Source organism: Amnibacterium sp. (assembly GCF_036559085.1).
Classification (GTDB): domain Bacteria; phylum Actinomycetota; class Actinomycetes; order Actinomycetales; family Microbacteriaceae; genus Amnibacterium.
This window is the reverse complement of sequence record NZ_DATBTU010000050.1, coordinates 1-21,940: the sequence shown is the minus strand read 5'-3', so window position 1 is coordinate 21,940 and position 21,940 is coordinate 1. Positions and strand designations below refer to the sequence as shown.

Here is a 21,940-nt window from a genome sequence, read left to right as displayed (position 1 = left end):
GAGCGGCGCGCGTCCGGACGTGCCCGAATCGTGGTGGGAGGGGAGGAATCGGATCGATCCGGAGGTGACGTCCCCTCCGGGCATCCGCGACGAGGGGGCGATGGCGTCGCCGCTGGTCCGCCGGGCCGCGTTCGAGCAGGTGGCGCTCGCCGCCCTGCGGGTCGTCCCGAACGGCCCGGTGGACCTCGAGCCCTCGCCCGAGTCCACCCCGCCGTGACGACTCCGTCGGCGATGCCTGCATTCATGCATATGTTGCTATAGTGCATTGATGCGATCGTCGGTCTCCGGACGCCTCCTGGTGGCTGGATGAGTGGCCTGATGTGGATGCCGATGCTGCCGCCGACGCTGTGGCGCGTCCTGGCGATCCACCTGCAGCCGGTGCCGGTGCTGCCTGCGGGCGCGCTGATGCTGCTCGCCGCCTATCTCTGCGGGGTGGCCGTGCTGCGGCGCCGGGGCGACCGCTGGCCAGGCGGGCGGATCGCCTGGTGGACGGCGGGGACGCTCTCGGTCGTCGCCGTCACCGCGACCGGCCTGGACGGCTACGGCATGGAGCTGTTCAGCCTCCACATGGTGCAGCACATGGTGCTCGGCATGCTGACGCCGATCCTGCTCGTCCTGGGTGCGCCCGTCACGCTGCTGCTCCGGGTGGTCCCGGCCCGTTCGAGGGCGCGGCGAGCCCTGCTCGCCCTGCTGCACAGCCGGTTCGCCCGGTTCCTCACCCATCCGGTGGTCGTGTCCGCGATCTTCCTCGTCAGCCTCTACGGCCTCTACTTCACGCCCGTGTTCAACGCGCTCATGAGCACGATGTGGGGCCACAACCTGATGCTCATCCACTTCGTCGCGGTGGGATGGCTGTACTTCTGGGGCATCCTCGGCGTCGACCCGTCGCCGCGGCCCAGCACGCACGGGCTGCGCTCGTTCAGCACGCCCCTTGTCCCACTGCTCGAGCTCGTCGCGGCCGTGCCGTTCCACGCGTTCTTCGGGATCGCGCTCATGATGTCGCCGGCGGTGCTCGAGCCGATCTACGGGTCGCTGTCCCGGATGGTCGGGGTGGCGCCCCTGCCGGATCAGCAGGCCGGCGGGGGGATCGCGTGGGCCTTCACCGAGATCCCGACCCTCCTCGTGCTCGGCGTGCTCATGATGCGCTGGCAGCGCACGGACGCCCGGCGCGGGACGACGCGCTCCGCCGCAGCCGCCCGGCGCGACGAGGACGAGCTGACCGCGTACAACGCCCGGTTGGCACGCCTCGCGGAGCACGGCTGATGCGGTTGCTGCTCGCCACCGTCTTCCCGCTGGGGCTGCTCGCCGCAGTGAACCCCTGCGGGTTCCCGCTGCTGCCGGCCTATCTCGCCCGATTCAGTGCTGCCGGCCGGACCGATGCTCCCCTCGCGGCCCGCGCCCGTGCGTCGCTGCTGAACTCCGCGGCGATGACCCTGGGGTTCGTGGCGGTGTTCTCGGTGGTCGGGGCGACGGCGTCGCTCGTGCTGCACGCCGTGCTCGCCGCCGTACCCGCTCTGCTCGTGATGGTCGGCGCGGCGCTCGTCCTCATCGCGGTGCTGTCGGTGCTCGGCCGGATGCCGGCCGTCGGGCCGCCGGCTCGGGTGCTCGGCCGGGGCGCGGGACCGGCTGCGGCGTTCGGCTTCGGCGTCGCGTACGGAGCCGGCTCGCTCGGCTGCGCGCTTCCCCTCTTCGCCGCCGCGATCGGCGACGCCGCCGCGACGCACGGCTGGACCGGCGCGCTCGTGGCCGGCGCGGCGTACGCGTTGGGCATGGGGGTGCTCGTCGCCGGTATCGGCCTGCTCGTCACGATGTCCGGATCCGCGACAGCGCGGCGGACGTCGGGGATCGGCAGGATCACGCCCCTGCTCGGCGCGATCGCCACCGGCGTGACCGGGGTCTGCCTCGCGTTCGTCGGGCTCCGCGACCTCGGGGTGCCGGGGCCGGCGGTGATCCTCGCGACCCAGGGTCGCCTCGCGGCGGTGCTCGGGGCGAGCCCCGCCCTGCTCGGGGCCGCGCTCGGGGCCGTCGTGGTCGCGTGGCTCGTCGTCGTAGCCGCGCACGAGCTGCGGACCGGAGCCCGCCGATGACGGCGCTGAAGCGCGACCCCGTGCTCGCCGTCCTCTGGGGAGCGGTCGCGGTCGCCGTCGCGCTGGGCGTCGTGGTGGCGGTGGTCGCCCTCGTCCCCATCCGCTCCTCCGCATCCATGGCCGGTCCGGGCGACACCCACCTCAGCGACGCCGAGACGACCCTGCTCGCTGCGGAGCCGATGACGCCGACCGAGGCGCCGGGCTTCACCCTGACCGATCAGCACGGCGCCCCGTCGCACCTCAGCGACTTCCGAGGGAAGGCGGTGGTCCTCTCGTTCAACGACGACCGGTGCACGGACATCTGCACGCTCCTCGCGCAGGATGTGCTCGTCGCCGACCGCGATCTCGGCGCCGACCGCAGCCGGGTCGCGTTCCTCTCCGTGAACGTGAACCCCTTCCATCCGTCCGCCAAGGATGTGCGGGCATGGACCGACGAGCACGGCCTCGGCTCGACCCCGAACTGGACCTACGACACCGGCAGCCCCGAGCGGCTGTCGGCCGTCGAGCGCGCCTACCAGGAGGAGGTGAAGCTCGACCGGCAGCACCGCACGATCGAGCACGGCACGGACCTCGTGTTCATCGATCCCTCAGGGCGGGAGCGGCTCATGGGCATGTACGGCACGGAGACGGCGAACACCGCCGCCTTCGGCCACGCCCTCGCCGACGCCGCCGAGTCGACCCTCCCCGCCGGCGAGCGTCACGCGGTGGCGGGCGCGGTGCCGGCCGCGAGCGGATCGGCGGCGACGATCGTGCCGACCGCGCTGGCGCGACTCGGCGGCGGAGACCCGATCGCCCTCGCGGGAGATCATCGCGCCACCGTGCTCACGTTCTTCTCGAGCACCTGCACCGTCTGCGGCACCGAGCTCCCCGGCATCGAGCAGGAGTACCGGAAGACCGGCGATCACATCGCCTTCGTCGGGGTCGACGTCGCCGACCAGGCTCCTGCCGCTCGCGCCCTCCTCGCCAGGACCGGCGTGACCTATCCGGTCGGCGTCGACCCGACAGGCGGCGTCGCGCAGCGCTTCGGCGTCACGGGACTGCCGTACACGGTCATCCTCGATCCGTCGGGCCGGATCGTGACCACGCACCCCGGGCTGCTCACCGCCGACCAGCTCGCCTACCTGCTCTCGGTCCTGCCGAGCCAGGGCTGAGGTTCGCGCCTGCGGAAGCGAGCGCATGACGCCCGGGCTGCCTACCCTCGAGGGTCGGCCAACGCCCATTCCGACGCGCAGGTGGCGCACGACGCGACCCAGGACCGACTCGAGGTCGATCGGATGTCGACGTGCTCGCCCGAGTCGCAGGACGGGCACCGCACCAGCTGGTCGTCGTCCGCGGGGCCGTCGGTCCCCGGGCTGTCGCTCGTCACCGGTCGACCCCCAGCAGCCCCGAGCAGTCCTCGCACCAACCCATGCAGTCCCGCATATGTTGAGACCTTACATGGATCGGTCGCCCGGGTCCGGCGACGAGCCGGGCCTCACATGCCCAGGACGAGGAGCTCGGATGCGGCGGGTTCGCCCGCGGCGTCGGCGAACGCGCCGAGTGCGTCGACGATCCGGGAGCGCTCATCCGCCGGGACGGCGTCGAGCACGCGATCGAGTTCGGCCTGCCGCTTCGCGGACACGTCCTGAACCAGGCGGCTGCCCCGCGGGGAGATGCTCACGAGCACCTCGCGGCGCGAGTCGGAGCTCGCGGCGCGCGACACCCATCCGGCGGCCTCGAGGCGATCGAGGACTCGGCTGAACGTGGACTGGACCACGTCGAGCTGCTCGGCGAGCTTGCCCACCCTCGTCGGGCCCCGGGTCTCGAGCAGGACGAGCACGCGGAACTGGGGGAGCGTCACCTCCTCGAGCACCGGCGCCAGGCTGCGGGCGACGATGGCGAGCAGGGCCCGCGTCGCGCGCAACGCCGAATCCAGATCCGTCACCGAGCCTCCTCGCTCAGCGTAGGCCGTCCGCTCCCGACGCCGCCTCGTCCCGAACGGCACGGGTTCTCCTCGATCGCCGAGGTATAGGTTGCCCGCGTGGACGAACTGGCGGATGGCAGCAGGACGAGTGTCGGGGCGGTCTCCGTCGATGAGGACGCGGCCCTTCGAGGCACGCACAAGGGGGCGGTGACCGTCGAGTCCGGAGGTCATCTGCTCGCGTCGGGATTGATCGTCGGTGCGACCGAGGTCGAGCCGGGCGCGACCCTGATCCTGACGGGGGAGGCCCAGGGGAAGGTGCACGTGCAGGACGGGGGCCGGGCGGTCATCGTCGGGCGCGTGGAGGGTGCGCTGGAAGCGACACCGGCGGCGGAGGTCCGCGTCGCGGGTGAGGTGCTCGGGCCCGTCCGGAAGGTGGCGCCTGAAGCGGTCTCCGACTGAAACGGATCCGTCTCCGCCGGGTTCGGCCGCCGGCGGATCAGTTGCGCCCGCAGCGGGCGAGTCGGTCCTCGAACACCGCGTCCGAGCCGCCGTACAGCAGTGTGCCCACGAGCCACTCGCTCTCGATCCCGAAGCGAGAACGGCCGGATCGCACGCAGCCCAGGATCGCAGCCGCCTCGAACCAGCGGCGATGTACGACGTCGAGCGCAACATCCGCTTCGAGGGACGCCTCGTAATGGCGCTCTCACGAGGGCGTTCCGAGGTGGTCCGGCCCTCTGGTCGTCCGTCCGTCCCCGACCACTGCCTGAGAACCTCTCCGCTGGGTCCTTCGACCCACCTGTCCGGCACCTGGATTGCCTACGCTGGCCCGACCCACCGATCGGAGAAGCGTCCATGGCCGACCAGCTGGCGATGAAGTCCGTGCGGATCGCCCTCGAGGCGAGCCACCCGGGGTGGCGTGCCCTGTTCGACGACCCGCGTGCGTCGATGCAGGACTTCATCGCGCAGATCACCGCCCGCGTGGCCTTGCTGAGCGCCGGCGAGCTGCTCTATCTCGAGAGCGCGGTGGACGGGCACGCCGATCAAGGCGCCTCGGTCGAGGTCCGTGCGTTCACCCCGTCCGTGTTCGTGCAGATCGCCGGGGCGGTGGATGCCGCCGGTGTGGGCGAGGTGGCCTTCTCGACGGCGACGCCGCGGAGCGCCGTCACGCGCGTGGCCGTCCGGGACGTGCGGATGGGGCCGTCCGGCGGCCCGGTCGGCGTGATGTTCGACCTGACGTTCTCGAACGGCGAGGTGGCGACGATCGGGGGCGGCCGCCGATACGAGCAGGGCGACACCGACGGCCTGAGCGTCCTGCAGACGTCGCTGGTGACCTTGGGTCAGCACCGGTAGTCGCCGCGCTCGCGGCGGCGTGCGTTCACCCGGGTTGGGTGACCCGACCCCCGAAGGCCGGGGGTCACGATTGCCGCGACGGGCGTGGCGTGCCGGAGCACCGATGCGTGGAGGATCCGTCGCTGCCGGGAGGTGCGCCATGACCGAGTTGATCGTGATCACGTTCGAGAACGAGCCCGACGCGGAAGCGGCGTACAGGAAGGTCCTCAACCTCCAGGAGGACCTGGTCGTCGAGCTGGCCGGCCTGGCGCTGGTGAAGGTGGACGAGTCCGGCAAGAAGCACGTCGAGACGCCGCACAGCGGCGAGCTCGGCAAGGACGTCGGGCGGGGCGCCCTCTTCGGCACCCTCATCGGGCTGCTGTTCTTCATCCCGTTCCTCGGCCTCGCGATCGGCGGCGCGCTCGGTGCCCTCTTCGCCCACCTCGACAAGTCACCGGTGAACGCGGAGTTCCGGGAGAAGGTGCAGAGCGCGGTCACGGCCGGCAAGTCGGCCGTCGTCGTCTATGCCTCGAAGATCGACGAGGACGAGTTCGCCGAGGAGATGCGCTCCTTCGGCGGGGCCACGGTCCGCACCTCCATCTCCGAGGAGGAGGAGGACCGCCTCACGCACGACGCCGCGGCGGCCTGACCGCACGGCCATCGGGAGGCAGCCGCTCGTCCGCCGACCTGGTCGGGCCAGGGCCGGCTCGGCGTCCAGGACCTTCCAGGGGATGCCTCCACCTGGCGCGACCGTGAAGCCATGTCGTCTCGCTCGATCTCCCGGACGTCGGTCTACCGGAGGAGCCACCGCTGCATGGCGCCGATGCTGCCACCGGTGGGTCGGGCTGCGCGCTGAAGGACGACGGCCGGTGCCTCCGCTCACGCCGTCGCCGGCGAGACTCCGCTCGTCCATCCGGCCTCGCCCGGCCCGAGCTGCTCGTTGCTCCGCCCGAGGAGCGCTCGCCGGCTACATCCCCTTCGGCGCCACCTCCGCCAAGGCGACGGCGATCTTCGCGTGGCCGGTGGCATTCGGATGGATGCCGTCGGAGGCCAGGTAGTGGGTCTCGTCGTAGGCGTAGTCGGGGCCCTTGAACGCCGCGCGCAGGTCCACGTACGTCGACCCGGTCCGGGCTGCGACGTCCCGGATCGCCGTGTTGACCTCAGCGGTGACCCCTGCCGCCGCGTCTGCGTAGGCCTGGCCCTTCTCGTGCGCGTACTGGCCGCCCAGCCAGACGCTCCAGTAGTCCAGCAGCACCACCCGCACCGGGTGGCCGGCCGCGAGCTCGTGGACGCGATCCACGATGTCGTGCAGGTTCACGCTGAGGTCCGTGACCTTGGGCTGGTAGCAGGACACGTCGTCCCCGCACGACTCGGAGCGCGACGCGTCGTTCGCGCCGATCTCGATCTCCACCAAGCTCGCAGCCTTGACCTGGTCGATCGTGGCGCTTCCACTGCTCAGCTGGTGAAGCAGGTCGCTGCTGGTGTATCCACTGACCGCTTCGTTCGACGCCATGACCGACCGTGCGCCCGGCAGCGACAGATCCGCGGCGCTCAGCTCGGGATAGGGCGTGCAATCGCACGCGGTCCCCGCCGGTATGGAGTCACCCAGCGCGGCCAGCGACCACGTCGCGGTGGGCGTGGGCGTGGGCGTGGGCGTGGGCGTCGGCGACGGTGCGCCCGCCGAAGCGCTGCACGCTGTCAGCGCCACCGCCAGAAGGCCCAGTGTGAGCACCGCGAACCATCCGGCCATCCAGTGCCCGACCGCGCCGACGCCCCGCATCGGGCCGCGCCCCACCATGTCGGAGTGGGCGCCTCGTCGCTTGGGCACGTCCGCACGCTACGTGTCGCCGAGAGCTCAGCCCACGTCCGATACGGGTGACTGGCCGGGACCTTCGGTGAGGGCGGCGCGTTCGTGACACACGGAAGCCTCCATCGATCGGCGTCCGGCGACGCCGCATCACGATCGAGCGGCCGCGGCGCCTGGTCCCATGCGGCCCGGCCTTCCGCCTGCGAGCTCGTCGCTCGTCGACCTCGTGCTCGACGGAGCCGACGGTGCCCCCGAACGGGTAGGCCGTCCTACTCGAGCAGCCGCTCGGGGCGTGTCTGTTTCGGGGGCTGGGGGCGTTGATCGCTCGGCCCCTCCCCGGAGGGCGGGGCGGGCTTCTGATTCCGGCTCGACTGGTATGCCGCGTCACGCTCGGCTTGGAGCCGCCCCAGCTCGCCCGGCCGGCGTTCCGCCTCGGGCTTGCGGAAGTAGTCGGCCAGCGCTGCCATCGCCGAGTCCATGCGTGCTTGCGTCTCGTCGTTCATGCCGAGCCCTGCCCTCCGTTCGACCGTCACCGACCCTAGCGAGGGTTCGCCGCCGGGCAGCTTCCTCTGACAGCGGAACCGCACCCGCACCGCCGCCTCCGGGGGCGCTCCATCGACTCGAGTAGCGTCACGTGTCGTGATCGAGCGATTCGAGTACGGGGACCGCCCGATGCAGTACGGCGTGTTCCGCTCCGCCGACGGATCCTCCCGCGGAACCGTCATCCTGATCCACGGCGGATTCTGGCGCGGTACGCCCGACTACTTCGACGGCCCCACGCCGATGGCCGAGGCGCTGGTCGCGCGCGGCTGGAACGTCTGGCAGCTCGAGTACCGGCAGCTGCCGAACGGCGGCGGGTGGCCGGGGACGCTCGACGACATCGCCGCCGGCATCGAGCACCTCGCAGCCGTCGCGTCCTCGCTCGATGTCGAGCCGGGACCGACGATCACCGTGGGGCACAGCGCGGGCGGCCACCTCGCCGTCTGGGCGCTGTCCCGGCCCCGGGCGGGTGTGGCGCTCGCCGGCGCCGTCAGTCTCGCGGGGGTGCTCAACCTCCGTCTGGGCGAGCAGGAGAACATCGGCAACGGAGCCGTCGTGGGCCTGCTCGGCGGCAGCTCCACGGAGCACCCGGAGCGCTACGAAGCAGCCGATCCGATCGTGCGGATCGAGCAGGGCCTGCCGGTTCGGATCGTCCACGGCAGCCGAGACGACGTCGTCCCCATGAACCAGTCCGACACCTACGTGGCTGCAGCTCGCGAGGCCGGGCAGGACGCCGCCGTCACCGTCGTGGACGGCGACCACATGGCGGTGATCGAGCCCCTGCATCCTGCCTTCGACGAGCTGCAGGCCGCGCTCGAGGAGATCCTCGCGGTCACGCACTGAACCGTCGTGGGCCGAAGCCCTGACCCGGTGGCATCGGTCGCGTCCACGGCGATTCCAGCGAAGGCGACGCCCAGATCCGGGAGTGTCAAGAGCCGAAGGTCCATCGACAACCCATCCAGCAGGGGCCTAGCGTCACGGGCGCCCCGCCGAGACAGTCCCGGGCCGCCCCGATCCATCGGGCCAGGGTCGATTGCGAGAAGCGAGGTCGAACCATGTCCTACGGCGTGATCCACCACTTCAAGGGTGGAACGGAATCCCAGTACAAGGCCAGCGTCGGAGCGGTGCACCCGGCTGACGGGAGCCTCCCCGCCGGTCAGATCTCCCACGTGGCAGGGCCGTCGGCGGACGGCTGGGTCGTGGTCGCTGTCCACGATTCGAAGGAGAGCTGGGAGACCTTCCGGAACTCGATCCTGATGCCGCGCATGCAGGCAGGCATCCCCGGCGGGTTCACCGAACCGCCGCAGGAGACCGTGTTCGAGGTGCTCAACGAGGTCCGTGCCCCCGCGCTCATGTGAGCCGGTAGCTGCCTCAGGCGTACGGGCCGACCGGCCGCTGGAGGCGCTCGCGGGCAGGCCCTCAGGTCAGGGCCTGCCCGCGACGTCCTGCGGCTGACGGCTCAGCCGAAGGCGTGCAGGGTTCCCCCTCGCGAAGGCACGAAGACGCGTCCGTCGAAGACGAGCGGCGCCCCGAAGACGGGGCCGCCGAATAGGCCGGCGGCGCTGGTCCACAGCTTGTGCCCGGTTGTCGCGGTGAACGCGTGAACGGTACGGCCCGTGCCGTCCGCATAGAACACCACGCCGTTGGCGACCACCGGCGGAGAGACCGGGGATGCAGTCGGGCCGGCCACCGAGTTCCAGAGCAGCGTGGTCCGACAGTTGGTCCCGAACCGGAGGGCGACGACACCATGGCGGCGGCCTCCATCGCCCGGGTTCGAGATGTACAGGGTCCGACTGCTCCTGTCGTAGGCAGGAAGCCCCTGGAAGTAGTTGTGGGCGCTTCCGTTGGCGATCGGCACCGTCTCGACCGGCCCCGCTTTGATGTCGTCGCGGTTGTAGATGTAGAGGAAGCCGTTCTTGTTCTCCGCCGCCAGCCGCAGCGAGCAGCCGGTGATCCGCAGGTCGATCAGGGTCGGCGTCGCACCGAAGTCCACGTCCCGGCCGGTGAGGGTCGGGTGATGGGCGCCGAGGACGGCCAGGCTGGGGCTGAGCTTGACGACGTACTCGGCGTAGGGGGTGGCCTCCGTCGCCCCGTTGGGCAGCGCGTTCCCTGTCGTGACGTACGGATTGCCTCCGGGGTCGAGCGAGGCGCCGCCCCAGCCCCAGATGCCGCCGCCGCTCTGGGTCTTGTTCTTGATGACGACGAAGCTCCTCACCGTCCTCGACCCGGTGTCCACGGCCACCAACCGGCCTCTGTACGGGGTGTGGTCGCAGTAGCTGGCGAGCCCGGCGTAGATCGTGTGACGCGTGGGGTCCAACGTCAGGCCACCGTAGACGTGCAGATGTGCCGGGTCGCTGGTGACGGTCGTCGGCGTCCACCCACTGGCGGGGTCACCGGTGCCCATGTCGAAGGCGTACAGCTTCCCGTCGCCGCCGACCACGTAGACGCGGTTCGTGGCCCTGTCGAGGGTCGCCGCGCCCGTGACACCGGCATTCCCGCTGGGGAAGTCTCCGCAGGTGGTGTGCTGGAAGCCGACTTTGTGCTGCCATACGACGGTGCCGGTGGCGGCGTCCATCGCGCCGAAGCCCCCCCGCTCGTCGCCGACGTAGATCAGGTTGAGCGTGCCCAACCTCGTGCCCACATTCGAGGCGCCGACCGGGGTCGCGTCGAAGGCGCCCTTGGTCGCGAAGCCCATGTGCCACCGCTGCTGGATGCCGCCGACGTTGCTCGGGTTCAGACCCGCCTCTGCGGTGTTCACCCCGCTCCGGCCCAGGTCGTACCCGAAGGTCGTGACGTCGTACGTGACGCCGGCCGGCGCTGCGAAGGGCGGCGCCTTCGCCACCGATCCGTGCTCGGGCGTGATGGGTGTCGTCGGGAACAGCTTCCCCGGCGTCAACGGCGTCGGGTGGGTCGGAGTCGGGTGGGTCGTGGCCAGAGCCGGCGCTGCTGTGGTCAGCCCCAACACGGTCAAACCAACGGCAGCCACCGTGGCAATGGATCTGGATAAATGCATCAGATTCCCCCGCTCCGCTCCTCGCTAGGCCTACACCTCACGACACCGACGCGCTAGAGCACTTTCGCCCCTCCTGGCCTCGGGAAAGGTCTAGAGGGCTTGACCCACTGCCGCCTCCGGCTGAAGCCCGAGGCGCGCCGGGGACCGTGAAATCACGCGGAGGCGGGTCAATCCGTCCCCAGTCGGAACCTCATCTCGGGAGGACGGTCCCCCTCGCGAAGTAAGCGCCGGCCCGCTTCACGATTTCGACTTCCACCCCGATCACCCGATTCGTGCGAGGAAGCTCGACCGGCTCACGCTTCTCCGCGCTGGTCATCCCCTCCGCTTGGCGCTGTCGACGGCGTCTGGGAGATTCAGCGACGCAGACACGACTCGCTGATCCCGAGGTTCCGCGCGACCTGTACGACGGGCTCACCCGACGCAACCACCACGAGCCCAGGACGTCGGGCTCCGGCGGCTTGGCAGCAGCATCCTTCGGACTCGTTCCAGAAGCGATCACCTCGCTCCAGATCGGGTGTCAGGAAGACCGGGTCAAGCTCCCATGTGGGCCCACATCAGCACTCGGTGCACGTTCGTGGCGGCAGGGCTCGATGTCGAGGTGCGAGCTCATCGACTGCGCACAGGTCTCCCACGAGCGGTGGTCCTTGGCCTGTATGCATCGGGTGCGGTGAGGCCTACGCTCGGCCGCGACCGCGACGATGGGTCTGCGGCCTGAGAGGGAAGATCATGGGCACGCAAGAGAACATCGCATTGGTCCGCCGCGGGTACGACGCCTTCAGCAGCGGCGACATGACGACGCTTGGGCAGTTGTTCGCCGAGGACGCCGTCTGGAACTCCCCAGGCACCGGAGTCATATCCGGCCGAAGCGAGGGGCGAGACGCCATCCTTGCGACCTTCGGCGAGCTGTTCACCCGTTCGAACGGAACGTTCACGGTGAATGTGACTGAATTCATGGGTGGGGATCAGCGCGTCGTCGCGTTACACCACGTGCATGGTGAGCGTGACGGCAAGGTCCTCGACGAGGACCAGGTGAACGTCTTCACGATCGAGGACGGCGTCGTTCATGAGGTGCAGCAGTTCGTCACAGACAGCGCGGCGGACGACGCCTTTTGGGAGTAGGAAGCGGGGCGGCGCTCGTAGTGCGGCCCGACGAGACTTGGTCGTCGGGCGGGGCCTCGACCTCGAGGAGTCCCTGATCGTCGTCCGTGGCCCGCCTCCGCCACCACGGCGCGCCCTGGCCCTGCGGCGCCGCCCCGACGCTGTGGTCGCTCCGGGTGGAGCGCCGAGCGGCGGTCAGTCGGCCCTGTACCAGTTGCGCTCCCAGGCGGCCCGCTCCAGCGTCTCCTTGGGACAGAATGACCCCGGCTTCACCGGGGTCTTCCGCTATTCCACTTGCGCGCCCGGAGGGACTCGAACCCCCAACCTTCTGATCCGTAGGCACGGGAATGCCGTTTACGGAGACAGATCAGGGTCTCCGGTGACTCCAGATCCGCATGTTTCCGGGCTTCTTCGCTTGCGACGATGGGCCGAGAGTCACAGGAACCGCGGCGGATTGCACACACGGCGCACACACGCTCAGCCCCCCAGTGGGGTCGGACATAGGCTCAATGGGGCGCCGAGCTCACCCGGCCACGCAGCGCATCCGGGGCAGGATGGCGCCGTTCGACCCTCTAGCCGACAGTCGTCGCGGGACGTCGGTTGGCGCGAAGGAGCACTGTGAGCGCCTCGTCTCGCCAGTCCCTCGCGGACTGCATGACCTTCGTGAATGCGGAGGAGGCGTGTATGTGGCCGAGCTGGAGCGAGAACTGGGCAGGAACGCCCGCCGCAGTGAGCGCTTCTGCGTAGCGAGCGCCGTCGTCTCGGAGCGGATCGAACTCCGAAGACATGATGTACGCGGGGGGTAGCCCTGACAGTCCGGGTGCGAGCAGCGGTGACGCGTACGGGTTCGTCGCGTCATCGGACGACGGAAGGTAGAGCGCCGCGAGCTCGCGGATCGCGTCGAGCGTGAGGTCGTACCCGGTCCCGTTCTCCTGCAGGCTCGGGCTGGCGAGCGTGAGGTCGAGCGCGGGCACCTCGAGCAGCTGGAACGCGATCGCGGGGCCGCCCTCGTCGCGGGATTTGAGGGTGAGCGCGGCGGCGAGGTTCGCGCCTGCGGATCCGCCGCCGACGGTGATCAGTTCGGGGCGGATGCCGAGCTGGTCCCCATGGTTCGCGACCCAGGTCAGGGCGGCGAAGCAGTCGTTGAGAGCGGTCGGGAACCGGTGCTCGGGGGCTTTCCGGTACTCGATGGCGATGACGGTGCAGTCGGCACCGATCGCACGTTCTCTGCAGGTGTTCGCCGTGGCTCGGCTGTGGGCGGTACCGCTGATCCATCCGCCGCCGTGGATGTAGAGGTGCACCGGGTGCGGACCGCCCGAGAAGGGCTGGAACACGACGAGGTCGATCACGCCGCCCTCGACGGGGATGGAGATCGTCTGCTCGCTCGCCACGTCGGGGCCCGGCTCCATGAGCTGGTCCACGAGGGCGTCAGCGCCGGCGGTCTCCTGCGCGCGGAACGCGTCGAAGTCGTCGATGTGGTCGGGGAGAGGCGGAAGGTTCGCGAGGAGCGGGGCGAGGAACGGGTCGAGGGGCATCGTTGATCTCTTCCGGTCGAGGTTCGGGCAGTTCAGGGGCAGGCGTGGCGTGCTTCGACCCGGAGATCGGGGCTGCCGTTCGTCGACCGGGCTTCTCGCGCCGCGAGGGACGCGAGATCGGCGATGACGGCGATCCGCGAGGGTTGGACGGCCCGAACCGGTGAGCCCGCACGTGCAGTCCTCATGGTTCTTCTCCTTCGAGGTGGCCGGACACCCTCGCAGCGACGGAGCACGGGTGCGGCGCTCGAACCATAGCCAGAAGCTGTCCATTATGGCAAGTGTTCGCGCTGGACAACTTTCGACATGGAAAACGTTGCGCGGTACTGTGCTCGGATCAGGCGCTCGATCGCGTCCGCCGGAGGGGTGTTTCATGTCCGCCGCGACGAGCGAACGAGAGCCCGAACCGCCCCACGGGCGCAAGCGGGGTCCGTACTCCAACGGTCAGCAGCGCAGGGACGAGTTCATCAACGGCGCGCTCGAGCTCTTCGCGCAGCAGGGCTTCCAGCGCCTGTCGCTGCGCAAGATCGCAGAAGGGCTGGGTGTCAGCCACGCCGCCCTCAGCTACTACTTCCCCACCAAGGAGGACCTGCTCGAGGCCGTGTTCGCGGCGCAAGCGGAGCGCGAACGTCCCCTGGTCGCCGAGGGCCTGGCGCAACGCGGGCTCCTCGACCTCGCCGGCGACCTGATCCGGACGAACGAGGAGATCCCCGGGATCATCGGCCTCGATGTCACCATCCTCGGAGAAGCCCACAGGCCGGATCACTCCGCCCACGACTGGGCCCGCCGACGCATCGACGACACCAACGAGGCCATCCGACGCGAGCTCGTGCTCGAGAGGGATCGCGGGCGCCTTCGCCCCGAGCTCGACATCGACATGACTGCACGGCACATCACCGCCATGATCCGAGGGCTCCAGCTGCAATGGCTCTACGACCGCAGCATCGCCCTCGACGAGCACCTGAACGCGTACCTCGACCAACTTCGCGCCTAGGGCAGGGGAAACGCCCTGCCTCTGCCGGCGGGCCACAGGCGCCTTTCCCTGAGTAGGACTCGACGGCTCCGGGGCGCCCGTTCGCCTGCTACGGAGAGCCGGTCGCCGAACTCGTCGCGACTGTGTCGCGCGTTGGTGTCGCGGCCGCGAAACCTCCTGCCCGTCGTTCTGCCGCTCGGTCTGCAGCGCTCGCGGACGGCTCCATAGGCGTGCGCCGTGCGCCGGTGCGCCGTGCACCGTGCGCCGGAGTCCGCACGGTCGCGGCGGGCGGTGAAAGTTGGCCACGATGAACACTTGCCAAGTTGGACAATGTTGATCTACGGTCCTACCAACCCCGACACCCCCGTCGGATGAGCTCTGCTTCCAGCACCGCTCGACCCCTTCAAAGGAGAAGAGATGTCTCAACCGACGGCAGTGCGACGGCGGGCCGTGAACCCGTGGTGGGTGGGCTTCGTCGCCGGCATGGCGTCGTTCCTCGACGGTGCTGCAGTCACAGGCAATGCCTTCGCGCTGGTGATCTACCAGCACACCATCGGTCTGACGCCGACGGAGATCGGCGTTCTGACCAGCGTCCTGACATTTGGCGTCGCGATCGGCGCGCTTGTCGGGGGACGCCTGGGCGACCGCTTCGGACGCCGCAGGGTCTTCATCGCCACGATGGTTCTCGTGGTGGCCGGGGGCCTGCTTCCGATGCTCGCGACGAGCTTCTGGCCAATCCTGGCCGGCCTGAGCGTGCTCGGTCTGGCGGTCGGTGCTGACATCCCGGTCTCCCTGGCGACGATCGCGGAGGCGGCCAGCGACACGAACCGGGGCAAGATCCTCGTGCTGTCGAACCTGCTCTGGGGCATCGGCATCGGCGCGACGGTGCTCGTCACGTCCCTCACGGCCGCGACAGGACGCTTCGGAGCGCAGGCGATCTATGGCCTGGTCGTCGTCGTGGGCCTCGTGGTGCTGCTCCTACGGCTGACGATCCCCGAGTCCACGAGCTGGATCACCGCTCGCGACGAGCGGCGCCGAGGCGTGCTGTCCGTGCGGGCGCAGACCGTCCACCTTCGCGATCTCCTGCAGCGACCGCTTCGCTTCCCCTTCCTCGTCCTGGCGGGCTTCTTCACCCTGGTGAGCGTGCCCATTCAGGTCTTCGGCTCCTACGTGGCATACGTCGGCGCCAACTACGGCGGCGTGCCGGTGGCCACGTTCTCGGTGGTCATCCTGCTCGGGCTGCCCCTCGCCGTGATCGCGCAGGTGTTCTTCATGCGCATCATCGACACGCGCTTCCGGCTCACCTTCTTCCTCGCGGGCGGTGTGCTGTTCGTCGTCGGCTACCTGGTGCCGGTGCTGTTCGGCATCAACCTGACGACCCTCGTCGCGGCGGTCTTCCTCGCCGGGCTCGGCACCGTGTTCTGCGGCGAGCCGATCTTCCGCGTGTGGGCGAACGAGGCGTTCCCCACCATGCTGCGAGGCACCGCGCAGGGCTTCCTCTTCGGTCTCGCTCGGATCGTCCCAGCAGTACTGCTGGCGCCGGTGCCGGCGTTGATCGCCGCATCACCGACGGTGTTCTTCATCACGCTCTCGGTGCTCGCCGCCGCGGGAGTGGCGATCGGCTGGGGAGGCTTCCACGGCAACCGGGTGGTCAACGAGTTCGACCACGAGGACGAGCCAGTGGACGCGGAGCTCGCCGCTGCCTGAACCAGAAGGTGGCCGGTGCGCCCCCAAGGTGCGCCCGCACCGGTCAACTCGCCGGGCTCTGACGCTCACAGACACGGACATCACGTCGAAGGGACCGACCTCATGAACACGATTCACGCCGACGGACACGTCGCCACTGGCTTCCAGAAGATCGCCGACGCATTCCTCGCCAACTTCACCGAGCGCGGTGACACGGGCGCCGCGTGCACCGTCTACGTGCACGGCGACATCGTGGTCGACCTCTGGGCCGGTGACTCCGGGCGCGGCCCATGGACACGGGACACGCGGAGCGTCCTGTTCTCGGTCAGCAAGGGGGTCACCACCGTCTGCTTGCTCATGGCGGCCGAGGAGGGACACCTCGTCCTCGACGCGCCGGTCGCCGACTACTGGCCCGAGTTCGCCGCCAATGGCAAGAGCGCAGTCACCGTCCGGCAGATCCTCGCCCATCAAGCAGGCCTGATCGCCCCCGAGACGCGCCTCACCGCCGATGACCTGCGGAGCTGGACTCCCGTCACGGAGGCCCTGGCGCTCCAGGCCCCGCTCTGGGATGCGGGAACCGGGCATGCCTACCACGCCCTCACCTTCGGATGGCTCGCGGGAGAGGTGCTCCGTCGCACCACCGGGAAGCGCCCGAGCGAGTGGCTTCAGCAGCGCATCGCTGAGCCGCTCGGGCTCACCCTGACCTTCGGCGCCGACGTGGACGATCCGACACTCGCCATGCTCGGCGAGCCGCTGCCGAGCCAGGAAGCCATCGACGTCGGAGGCATCGACGTCGATCTGCTCGCACGGGTGATGGGCATGAACGGTGCCTTCGACGGACTCGACCTCTTCACCACCGCGAACCAGCCCGAGTTCCTGTCCTTGGAGATACCCGCAGGGAACCTGGTCGGAACCGCGCACGATGTCGCACGGCTCTACGCCGCGACCGTCGGCGAGGTCGACGGGGTGCGGCTCCTGCGCGCCGACACCGTGCGCGACGCCCGCCGTCCACTCTCCACCGGGACGCCGTTCTTCGGACCGGACGCCGGGCACCGCTGGGGAACCGGCTTCATGCTCGACTCCATCCGCCGGGGCATGGCCGGCCCTGGAAGCTTCGGCCACGACGGCGCAGCAGGCCAGCTCGCTTTCGCTCACCTCGAGCACGGCGTCTCGCTCGCCTACCAGACCAACCGCCCTGGCGGTGAACCGGACGACCGCGCCGAAGCCCTCTGCGACTCCCTCCGCGCCTGCCTCTGACCCCCGGGTCCCGACGGAATCCACGACTTCTCGGCCGCCGACCGGGGTACCTACGGGTTCCCTTGCGACTCGGCCGCTCGCACCCGTCGCAGGCGTTCACGATGAAGCTCCTGCTGCCGTCGCGCCCAGGTCCAGCGGATCGCTCGACACGTCCGGCGCCGAGGCGGCCGGCGTCACGCTCGGTGCCGGCGTCCTGCGCGCAGCCCCTCGGCAGGCTCCTCGACTGACCGCGTGCAAGGTCCGGCCGCGTCAGCGGCCACTGGCGAGTCGCCGGCGGAACCCGTCGTTAGCCCCGTCGTTGAGAGCGATGGGGCTAACGACGGGTTTCGGCTCGTTTTGTCCCGTCCTGGCCTGCCTCCTCAGCTGACTGTGAGGGTGGTGTTCGCAGTCTGACGGTGTTGGGCTGTGGCTGGTGGCTTCGGGCGTGACCCTTCGGCTGACTGGCTTCGTGCCTTTGACGCGACTTGTCCGCCTGGAGCTGCCGGCCCCGGCCCGAGCGGAGTGACTGGCCTGATCAGGAGCTTGACCGTTGAGCGTTCGCGCGCTCCTCGTGTCCCATCACAGTCCTGCCGCTTCTCCGTCCCGGACCGGGATCCACGTCCCGTCCCGGCAAGGAGAAGAACGCGATGAACAGTCTGATCGATCTCGTCGATGTCGTCATCGGGGTCGACACCCATGTCCTGACCCACACCGCTGCGGTCGTCGATGCCGGCACCGGCGGTGTCCTGGCGCAACGGACCGTCGATGCGACCGTCGCCGGCTATGCCGAGCTGGTCGAGTTCGCTGACCAGCATTCGGGATTGCGGGCCTGGGCGATCGAGGGCACCGGCGGTCACGGCGCCGGTCTGACCCGTCACCTCGAGCAGCGCGCCGAGCTGGTGGTGGAGCTGGACCGTCCCGAGCGGGCGCAGCGCCGCAACGGGGCGAAGTCCGACCCGTTGGACGCGATCCGCGCGGCCCGGGAGGCGCTGGCTCGTCCACGGTTGGGGACGCCACGCTCGGCCGGGGAACGGCAGGCGCTGTCGGTGCTGCTGGCGGCTCGCCGTTCCGCGGTCGAGTCCGCCACCGATGCGCAACGACAGCTCTTCAGCCTCGTGATCGCTGCCCCCGAACCGGTCCGGGCGAAGCTGCGGGGCCAGAAGCTGCCGGCGATGCTGCGCACCGCAGCCAAGATGCGGGTGAACCCGTCGATGGATCTGGAGACCGCCACGACCGTCACGGTGCTGCGCGCCCTGGCCCGTCGCGCACACGATCTGGCCGACGAAGCCGCCGGTTACGAACGCGAGATCCTCCGCATCGCCCGCTCGATGCGGCCCGACCTGCTCGAGCAGAAGGGCGTCGGCCCGATCAACGCCGCAGTGATCCTCTGCGCCTGGTCACACCCCGGCCGCATCCACTCCGAAGCCGCGTTCGCGATGCTCGGCGGCGTCGCCCCGATCCCCGCCACCAGCGGCCAGGTCGTGAACCGACACCGGATCAACCGCTACGGCGACCGGCAACTGAACCGCGCCCTGCACAACATCGTGCTCACCCGCCTGCGTTACGACGACCGCACCCGCGCCTACGCCGACCGCCGCACCCAGCAGGGCCGCAGCCGCCGCGAGATCATCCGCTGCCTCAAACGCTACGTCGCCCGAGACCTCTATCGCCTCCTCGAACACACCGCTTGACATCCATAGGAGCGTCGCTGCTTGCGAACCACCCGCAGCACAGCGCCAAAAGAGGGCTTGTGCTGTGGGTGGTTCGCAAGTGCAGGAGGCAGGCCAGGACGGAACAAAACTCGGGTGGAAGCGGATATGTGGATCAGGGATTGTCGATGGGCGATGGGTACGTGGACAGGGTGTCAATTCGAGAGAGGTTCAGGTCTGATTGGCATTGAAGTGGAAGGAATGAGCAGAGGAAGATGATGCAGGTAGGACTAATTCGTTGGAGTCGAAAGGACCGACCGGTTAGTCGGGTCTATGGGGTGGCGCTTTGTCGGGCTGGTCGAAGCGGGTAGGAGCCGGCTCGCATCCACGGCTGCAGGGCCTCGTGTCAGCGGCAGGCGAGAACACTCTGCGTTCAGTAGGTGCGGAGAACTTGGGCGCGATCAACTTGCCGACGGACTGGCTCCCGTGCCACTCGGCTGTGCTGCGCGCCACTCAGCGCGCAGCAGAACCTTGCAGGCCGACGGCGACCCTTGGCGGCCGGACGCCTACGACCTTCTGGTCAGCGTCTCCGGCCGCGCCGGATGAGCGATGCGCGAATCCGCTGGAGCGGAGGCATCAGTCCGTAGATCACGATCGGCACGGCGATCGTGGCCAGCACGAGTGTCTTGACCACGACGGGAGTGGTCCTGAGCAGCCCGCCGAGGAGCAGGTTGAGCAGTGTGAGGGTGGGGAAGACAGCGATCCAGATCATCGCTGCCATCTGATGGCGCGACGGAGGTGGGACGGGTCGTAGGGGCTGTTCGATCTCGGACATCGGATCTCCTTGTTCTGGTGAGGAATCGTGGCTTGCGCTCAGCGGGCGCTCCGGTGGCAAGGCCTAGACCTGCGTCGAAGTAGGTGAGAGGGCGATCTCAATGTCTTCGGCGACAAGGTCGCCGTTGATGGAGATGGCAGCTGCCGAACCTTCGCCGGCTGCAGTGATCACTTGGGCTCGAGGATCGCCGGCGTTCCCCGCGACCCAGACGCCGTCGACGCTGGTGCGTCCAGCCCCGTCCTGGATCAGCCAGCCGGTCCCGTCGGATGCGCAACCCAGCTCGACAGCGAGGCGGTCGTTGGGAGCGAAGCGGGGACGGACGAAAAGGGCATCTCGCGGGACGACCACGCCATCGGCGAGCGAGACCCCGACGAGTCGGTCGTTCTCCACGGCGAGAGACGCGACCGCACCGGAGACGATTCGCACGCCCCGGGCGATCAGTGCGTCATGTCCGCTCTGCCCGACCCGATCCGACCCGGTGAACAAGATCACGTCAGAGGACCACTGACGAAGGAGCAGGGCATGCTGCACCGCGTCGTGGTCTGCGCCCAGCACTCCGAGCGGTTGATCGCGAACCTCCCACCCATGGCAGTACGGGCAGTGGAGCAGGTCCTTCCCCCAACGCTCACGGATCCCGGGGATGTCCGGCAGAACGTCCCGGAGCCCCGTAGCGAGCAGCACGCGTCGTCCGGTGGCCGTCTCTCCATTTGAAAGGCGGGCGCAGAACCCGGAAGCCGTCTGAACGACGTCGAGCGCCTTCGCGTTGCGCACCTCGCCGCCGTACCGCTGCACCTCGGAACGGCCGGCGGCAAGGAACGTCGCCGGATCGACGCCATCGCGGGAGAGGAAGCCGTGCATGTGCGCGGCGGGCGCGTTGCGAGGTGCGCCGCCGTCGATCACGACGATCGACCGGCGGGCTCGGGCCAGGACGAGAGCTGCGCTGAGGCCGGCGGCGCCGCCGCCGATGATCAGGACGTCGTATTCGCTCATGGCCCCACCGTGGCCACTCGTCACCGGATCAGCAACGATCGTTGCTGGTTCTGGGACGAAGGAGTGGACTGCCGTCATGGAGGACGAAAGCATCACTCAGGCGCTCGAAGGCGTGGGGGCCAGGCTCAGACGTTTGCGCGCGCAGCGGGCTTTCTCGCTGTCGGTCCTTTCGGAGATGACCGGGATCTCCAAGAGCACGCTGTCCCGACTGGAGACCGGCCAACGGCGGGCGAGCCTCGAACTGCTCCTGCCGCTTGCGAGGGCGTACCGGGTGCCGCTCGACGACCTGGTCGGCGCGCCGGAGGTGGGCGACCCCCGGATCCGGCTCAAGCCCAGGCGTGTTCACGGGCGAACGGTCATTCCTCTGACGCCTCGACCGGGCAGCGTGCAGGCATGGAAAATCGTGATTCCGGCGTCGCAGATCCCTCCCGAGTTGCGGGTGCATGACGGGTACGAGTGGCTCTACGTGCTCTCGGGTCGGGTCCGCTTCATCCTCGGCAGCCAGGACCTGACGCTCGAGCCCGGGGAGGCTGCTGAGTTCGACACGCGCGTTCCCCATTGGTTCGGCAGCGCGGGCGGTCAGCAGGCAGAGATCCTCAGCCTCTTCGGGCGTCAAGGCGAAGGGGTGCATGTGCGGGCTGCTCCAAGGCGGGGAAGTGGCGGGCAGTACGCCGACGTCTCCTCCTGAGGAGGCGGAAGTCTCATGAGCCCTGAGGTCGCGGCCTTCGCGCGACTGCGCGCGAAGCGAACGTTGATCACGCTGCTCCGGGCAGCGGACGGCCTGTCGGACCGGCGGGAGACCATTCCGCAGCGGGACGAGGGAGGTCGACGGTGGCAAGGCCCCGACTGCCGATCAGCACCTACGGCAGGATCAACGTGCGCGAGCTCACGCCTGGCGTGTGGCGCGCAAGGACGCTCTATCGATTTCCTGACGGCAAACGCAGACAGGTCGAGCGCATTCGTCCCGGACGGTCTGGAGCCAAAGCATCGACCGCGCTCCTTGAGGCACTCGTCGAGCTGGCCACCCCGACAGTGGGTGAGCTGACGGCCTCGACGCGCTTGTCGGTGGTCGCTGAGCGCTTCCTCGCGGAGAAGCGCGACTCCGGGCTCGCCGCGGGCTCGCTCGCGACCTACGAGCAGGTCCTGCGCGCGATCATCATTCCGCGGCTCGGCGACCTGAGAGTGGACGAGGCGACGCCGGGGCGGTTGCAGCAGTTCTTCACCGCCATCAGCAAGGAACACGGCCACGGGCAAGCGAAGAC

General features: G+C 69.6%; 23 protein-coding genes. 16 read left to right on the top strand and 7 right to left on the bottom strand.

The features are described 5' to 3' along the window. Positions 1-64 precede the first annotated feature (64 nt). The 4 genes from VIG76_RS08675 (at position 65) to VIG76_RS08660 (ending at position 3,238) form a co-directional block, all read left to right on the top strand. Positions 65-217, top strand: a complete 153-nt coding sequence (locus tag VIG76_RS08675) for a hypothetical protein (protein ID WP_331953184.1) — start codon at positions 65-67, stop codon at positions 215-217. 101 nt (positions 218-318) lie between these two features. Then, entirely contained in the window at positions 319-1,263 is a 945-nt protein-coding gene (locus tag VIG76_RS08670; protein ID WP_331953182.1) for a cytochrome c oxidase assembly protein, read from the top strand. After that, the gene (locus VIG76_RS08665) at positions 1,263-2,087 is read left to right on the top strand and encodes a cytochrome c biogenesis CcdA family protein (RefSeq protein WP_331953180.1); all 825 of its coding nucleotides are present in this window, start codon (positions 1,263-1,265) and stop codon (positions 2,085-2,087) included. Before VIG76_RS08670 ends, VIG76_RS08665 begins: the two co-directional genes overlap by 1 nt. After that, the gene (locus tag VIG76_RS08660; RefSeq protein WP_331953178.1) at positions 2,084-3,238 is read left to right on the top strand and encodes a redoxin domain-containing protein; all 1,155 of its coding nucleotides are present in this window, start codon (positions 2,084-2,086) and stop codon (positions 3,236-3,238) included. Before VIG76_RS08665 ends, VIG76_RS08660 begins: the two co-directional genes overlap by 4 nt. Before the next feature lie 323 nt (positions 3,239-3,561). Here the strand turns inward: VIG76_RS08660 and VIG76_RS08655 are convergent, their stop codons facing one another. Further along, on the bottom strand, positions 3,562-4,011 hold the full coding sequence (locus VIG76_RS08655; protein ID WP_331953176.1) for a MarR family winged helix-turn-helix transcriptional regulator: 450 nt from the start codon (positions 4,009-4,011) through the stop codon (positions 3,562-3,564). A gap of 96 nt (positions 4,012-4,107) precedes the next feature. On the opposite strand from VIG76_RS08655, the gene VIG76_RS08650 reads away from it, so the two are divergent. The 3 genes from VIG76_RS08650 (at position 4,108) to VIG76_RS08640 (ending at position 5,968) form a co-directional block, all read left to right on the top strand. Next, positions 4,108-4,449, top strand: a complete 342-nt coding sequence (locus tag VIG76_RS08650) for a hypothetical protein (protein WP_331953174.1) — start codon at positions 4,108-4,110, stop codon at positions 4,447-4,449. 393 nt (positions 4,450-4,842) lie between these two features. Then, positions 4,843-5,340, top strand: a complete 498-nt coding sequence (locus tag VIG76_RS08645; protein ID WP_331953172.1) for a hypothetical protein — start codon at positions 4,843-4,845, stop codon at positions 5,338-5,340. A 139-nt stretch (positions 5,341-5,479) separates the two neighbouring features. Further along, the gene (locus VIG76_RS08640; RefSeq protein WP_331953170.1) at positions 5,480-5,968 is read left to right on the top strand and encodes a DUF1269 domain-containing protein; all 489 of its coding nucleotides are present in this window, start codon (positions 5,480-5,482) and stop codon (positions 5,966-5,968) included. 318 nt (positions 5,969-6,286) lie between these two features. On the opposite strand, the gene VIG76_RS08635 is transcribed toward VIG76_RS08640, so the two are convergent. Both VIG76_RS08635 and VIG76_RS08630 read right to left on the bottom strand, forming a co-directional pair. Next, the gene (locus VIG76_RS08635; RefSeq protein WP_331953168.1) at positions 6,287-7,147 is read right to left on the bottom strand and encodes an SGNH/GDSL hydrolase family protein; all 861 of its coding nucleotides are present in this window, start codon (positions 7,145-7,147) and stop codon (positions 6,287-6,289) included. A 248-nt stretch (positions 7,148-7,395) separates the two neighbouring features. Next, the gene (locus VIG76_RS08630) at positions 7,396-7,629 is read right to left on the bottom strand and encodes a hypothetical protein (RefSeq protein ID WP_331953166.1); all 234 of its coding nucleotides are present in this window, start codon (positions 7,627-7,629) and stop codon (positions 7,396-7,398) included. A gap of 136 nt (positions 7,630-7,765) precedes the next feature. Between VIG76_RS08630 and VIG76_RS08625 the strand changes: the two genes are divergently transcribed. Both VIG76_RS08625 and VIG76_RS08620 read left to right on the top strand, forming a co-directional pair. Then, positions 7,766-8,509: an alpha/beta hydrolase family protein gene (locus tag VIG76_RS08625; protein WP_331953164.1), complete on the top strand. Its 744-nt coding sequence runs from the start codon at positions 7,766-7,768 to the stop codon at positions 8,507-8,509. 212 nt (positions 8,510-8,721) lie between these two features. After that, complete coding sequence (locus VIG76_RS08620; protein WP_331953162.1) at positions 8,722-9,024, top strand: hypothetical protein; 303 nt, start codon at positions 8,722-8,724, stop codon at positions 9,022-9,024. A gap of 101 nt (positions 9,025-9,125) precedes the next feature. Here VIG76_RS08620 and VIG76_RS08615 read toward each other — a convergent pair whose 3' ends face one another. Beyond that, a complete protein-coding gene (locus VIG76_RS08615; RefSeq protein WP_331953160.1) occupies positions 9,126-10,679 on the bottom strand; it encodes an outer membrane protein assembly factor BamB family protein in 1,554 nt (517 codons plus the stop codon). 726 nt (positions 10,680-11,405) lie between these two features. Between VIG76_RS08615 and VIG76_RS08610 the strand changes: the two genes are divergently transcribed. After that, complete coding sequence (locus tag VIG76_RS08610; protein WP_331953158.1) at positions 11,406-11,798, top strand: nuclear transport factor 2 family protein; 393 nt, start codon at positions 11,406-11,408, stop codon at positions 11,796-11,798. Between the two features lie 551 nt (positions 11,799-12,349). Here VIG76_RS08610 and VIG76_RS08605 read toward each other — a convergent pair. Further along, on the bottom strand, positions 12,350-13,312 hold the full coding sequence (locus VIG76_RS08605) for an alpha/beta hydrolase (RefSeq protein WP_331953156.1): 963 nt from the start codon (positions 13,310-13,312) through the stop codon (positions 12,350-12,352). 370 nt (positions 13,313-13,682) lie between these two features. Between VIG76_RS08605 and VIG76_RS08600 the strand changes: the two genes are divergently transcribed. The 4 genes from VIG76_RS08600 (at position 13,683) to VIG76_RS08585 (ending at position 18,895) form a co-directional block, all read left to right on the top strand. After that, on the top strand, positions 13,683-14,303 hold the full coding sequence (locus tag VIG76_RS08600; protein WP_331953154.1) for a TetR/AcrR family transcriptional regulator: 621 nt from the start codon (positions 13,683-13,685) through the stop codon (positions 14,301-14,303). Between the two features lie 396 nt (positions 14,304-14,699). Continuing rightward, positions 14,700-15,989 carry an MFS transporter gene (locus VIG76_RS08595; RefSeq protein WP_331953152.1) on the top strand — a complete coding sequence of 430 codons (1,290 nt, stop codon included), beginning with the start codon at positions 14,700-14,702 and terminating at the stop codon, positions 15,987-15,989. A gap of 102 nt (positions 15,990-16,091) precedes the next feature. Continuing rightward, a complete protein-coding gene (locus VIG76_RS08590; RefSeq protein ID WP_331953150.1) occupies positions 16,092-17,225 on the top strand; it encodes a serine hydrolase domain-containing protein in 1,134 nt (377 codons plus the stop codon). 626 nt (positions 17,226-17,851) lie between these two features. Then, positions 17,852-18,895 carry an IS110 family RNA-guided transposase gene (locus VIG76_RS08585; RefSeq protein ID WP_331953148.1) on the top strand — a complete coding sequence of 348 codons (1,044 nt, stop codon included), beginning with the start codon at positions 17,852-17,854 and terminating at the stop codon, positions 18,893-18,895. Between the two features lie 538 nt (positions 18,896-19,433). Here the strand turns inward: VIG76_RS08585 and VIG76_RS08580 are convergent. Then, entirely contained in the window at positions 19,434-19,688 is a 255-nt protein-coding gene (locus VIG76_RS08580) for a putative antibiotic biosynthesis monooxygenase (RefSeq protein ID WP_331953146.1), read from the bottom strand. 63 nt (positions 19,689-19,751) lie between these two features. Beyond that, complete coding sequence (locus VIG76_RS08575) at positions 19,752-20,678, bottom strand: NAD(P)/FAD-dependent oxidoreductase (protein WP_331953144.1); 927 nt, start codon at positions 20,676-20,678, stop codon at positions 19,752-19,754. A 76-nt stretch (positions 20,679-20,754) separates the two neighbouring features. Between VIG76_RS08575 and VIG76_RS08570 the strand changes: the two genes are divergently transcribed. Continuing rightward, positions 20,755-21,366, top strand: coding sequence for a helix-turn-helix domain-containing protein (locus VIG76_RS08570; protein ID WP_331953142.1), 612 nt, complete (start codon positions 20,755-20,757; stop codon positions 21,364-21,366). 188 nt (positions 21,367-21,554) lie between these two features. Beyond that, positions 21,555-21,940: tyrosine-type recombinase/integrase (locus tag VIG76_RS08565; RefSeq protein ID WP_331953140.1), on the top strand; the 386-nt coding region annotated here is incomplete at its 3' end.

Coding starts and splice junctions, on each gene's coding strand:
- VIG76_RS08580 (WP_331953146.1), bottom strand. CDS start 19,688: ATGTCCGAGATCGAACAGCCCCTACGACCCGTCCCACCTCCGTCGCGC.
- VIG76_RS08615 (WP_331953160.1), bottom strand. CDS start 10,679: ATGCATTTATCCAGATCCATTGCCACGGTGGCTGCCGTTGGTTTGACC.
- VIG76_RS08665 (WP_331953180.1), top strand. CDS start 1,263: ATGCGGTTGCTGCTCGCCACCGTCTTCCCGCTGGGGCTGCTCGCCGCA.
- VIG76_RS08660 (WP_331953178.1), top strand. CDS start 2,084: ATGACGGCGCTGAAGCGCGACCCCGTGCTCGCCGTCCTCTGGGGAGCG.
- VIG76_RS08605 (WP_331953156.1), bottom strand. CDS start 13,312: ATGCCCCTCGACCCGTTCCTCGCCCCGCTCCTCGCGAACCTTCCGCCT.
- VIG76_RS08590 (WP_331953150.1), top strand. CDS start 16,092: ATGAACACGATTCACGCCGACGGACACGTCGCCACTGGCTTCCAGAAG.
- VIG76_RS08570 (WP_331953142.1), top strand. CDS start 20,755: ATGGAGGACGAAAGCATCACTCAGGCGCTCGAAGGCGTGGGGGCCAGG.
- VIG76_RS08575 (WP_331953144.1), bottom strand. CDS start 20,678: ATGAGCGAATACGACGTCCTGATCATCGGCGGCGGCGCCGCCGGCCTC.
- VIG76_RS08670 (WP_331953182.1), top strand. CDS start 319: ATGTGGATGCCGATGCTGCCGCCGACGCTGTGGCGCGTCCTGGCGATC.
- VIG76_RS08585 (WP_331953148.1), top strand. CDS start 17,852: ATGAACAGTCTGATCGATCTCGTCGATGTCGTCATCGGGGTCGACACC.
- VIG76_RS08595 (WP_331953152.1), top strand. CDS start 14,700: ATGTCTCAACCGACGGCAGTGCGACGGCGGGCCGTGAACCCGTGGTGG.
- VIG76_RS08610 (WP_331953158.1), top strand. CDS start 11,406: ATGGGCACGCAAGAGAACATCGCATTGGTCCGCCGCGGGTACGACGCC.
- VIG76_RS08600 (WP_331953154.1), top strand. CDS start 13,683: ATGTCCGCCGCGACGAGCGAACGAGAGCCCGAACCGCCCCACGGGCGC.
- VIG76_RS08640 (WP_331953170.1), top strand. CDS start 5,480: ATGACCGAGTTGATCGTGATCACGTTCGAGAACGAGCCCGACGCGGAA.
- VIG76_RS08620 (WP_331953162.1), top strand. CDS start 8,722: ATGTCCTACGGCGTGATCCACCACTTCAAGGGTGGAACGGAATCCCAG.
- VIG76_RS08645 (WP_331953172.1), top strand. CDS start 4,843: ATGGCCGACCAGCTGGCGATGAAGTCCGTGCGGATCGCCCTCGAGGCG.
- VIG76_RS08630 (WP_331953166.1), bottom strand. CDS start 7,629: ATGAACGACGAGACGCAAGCACGCATGGACTCGGCGATGGCAGCGCTG.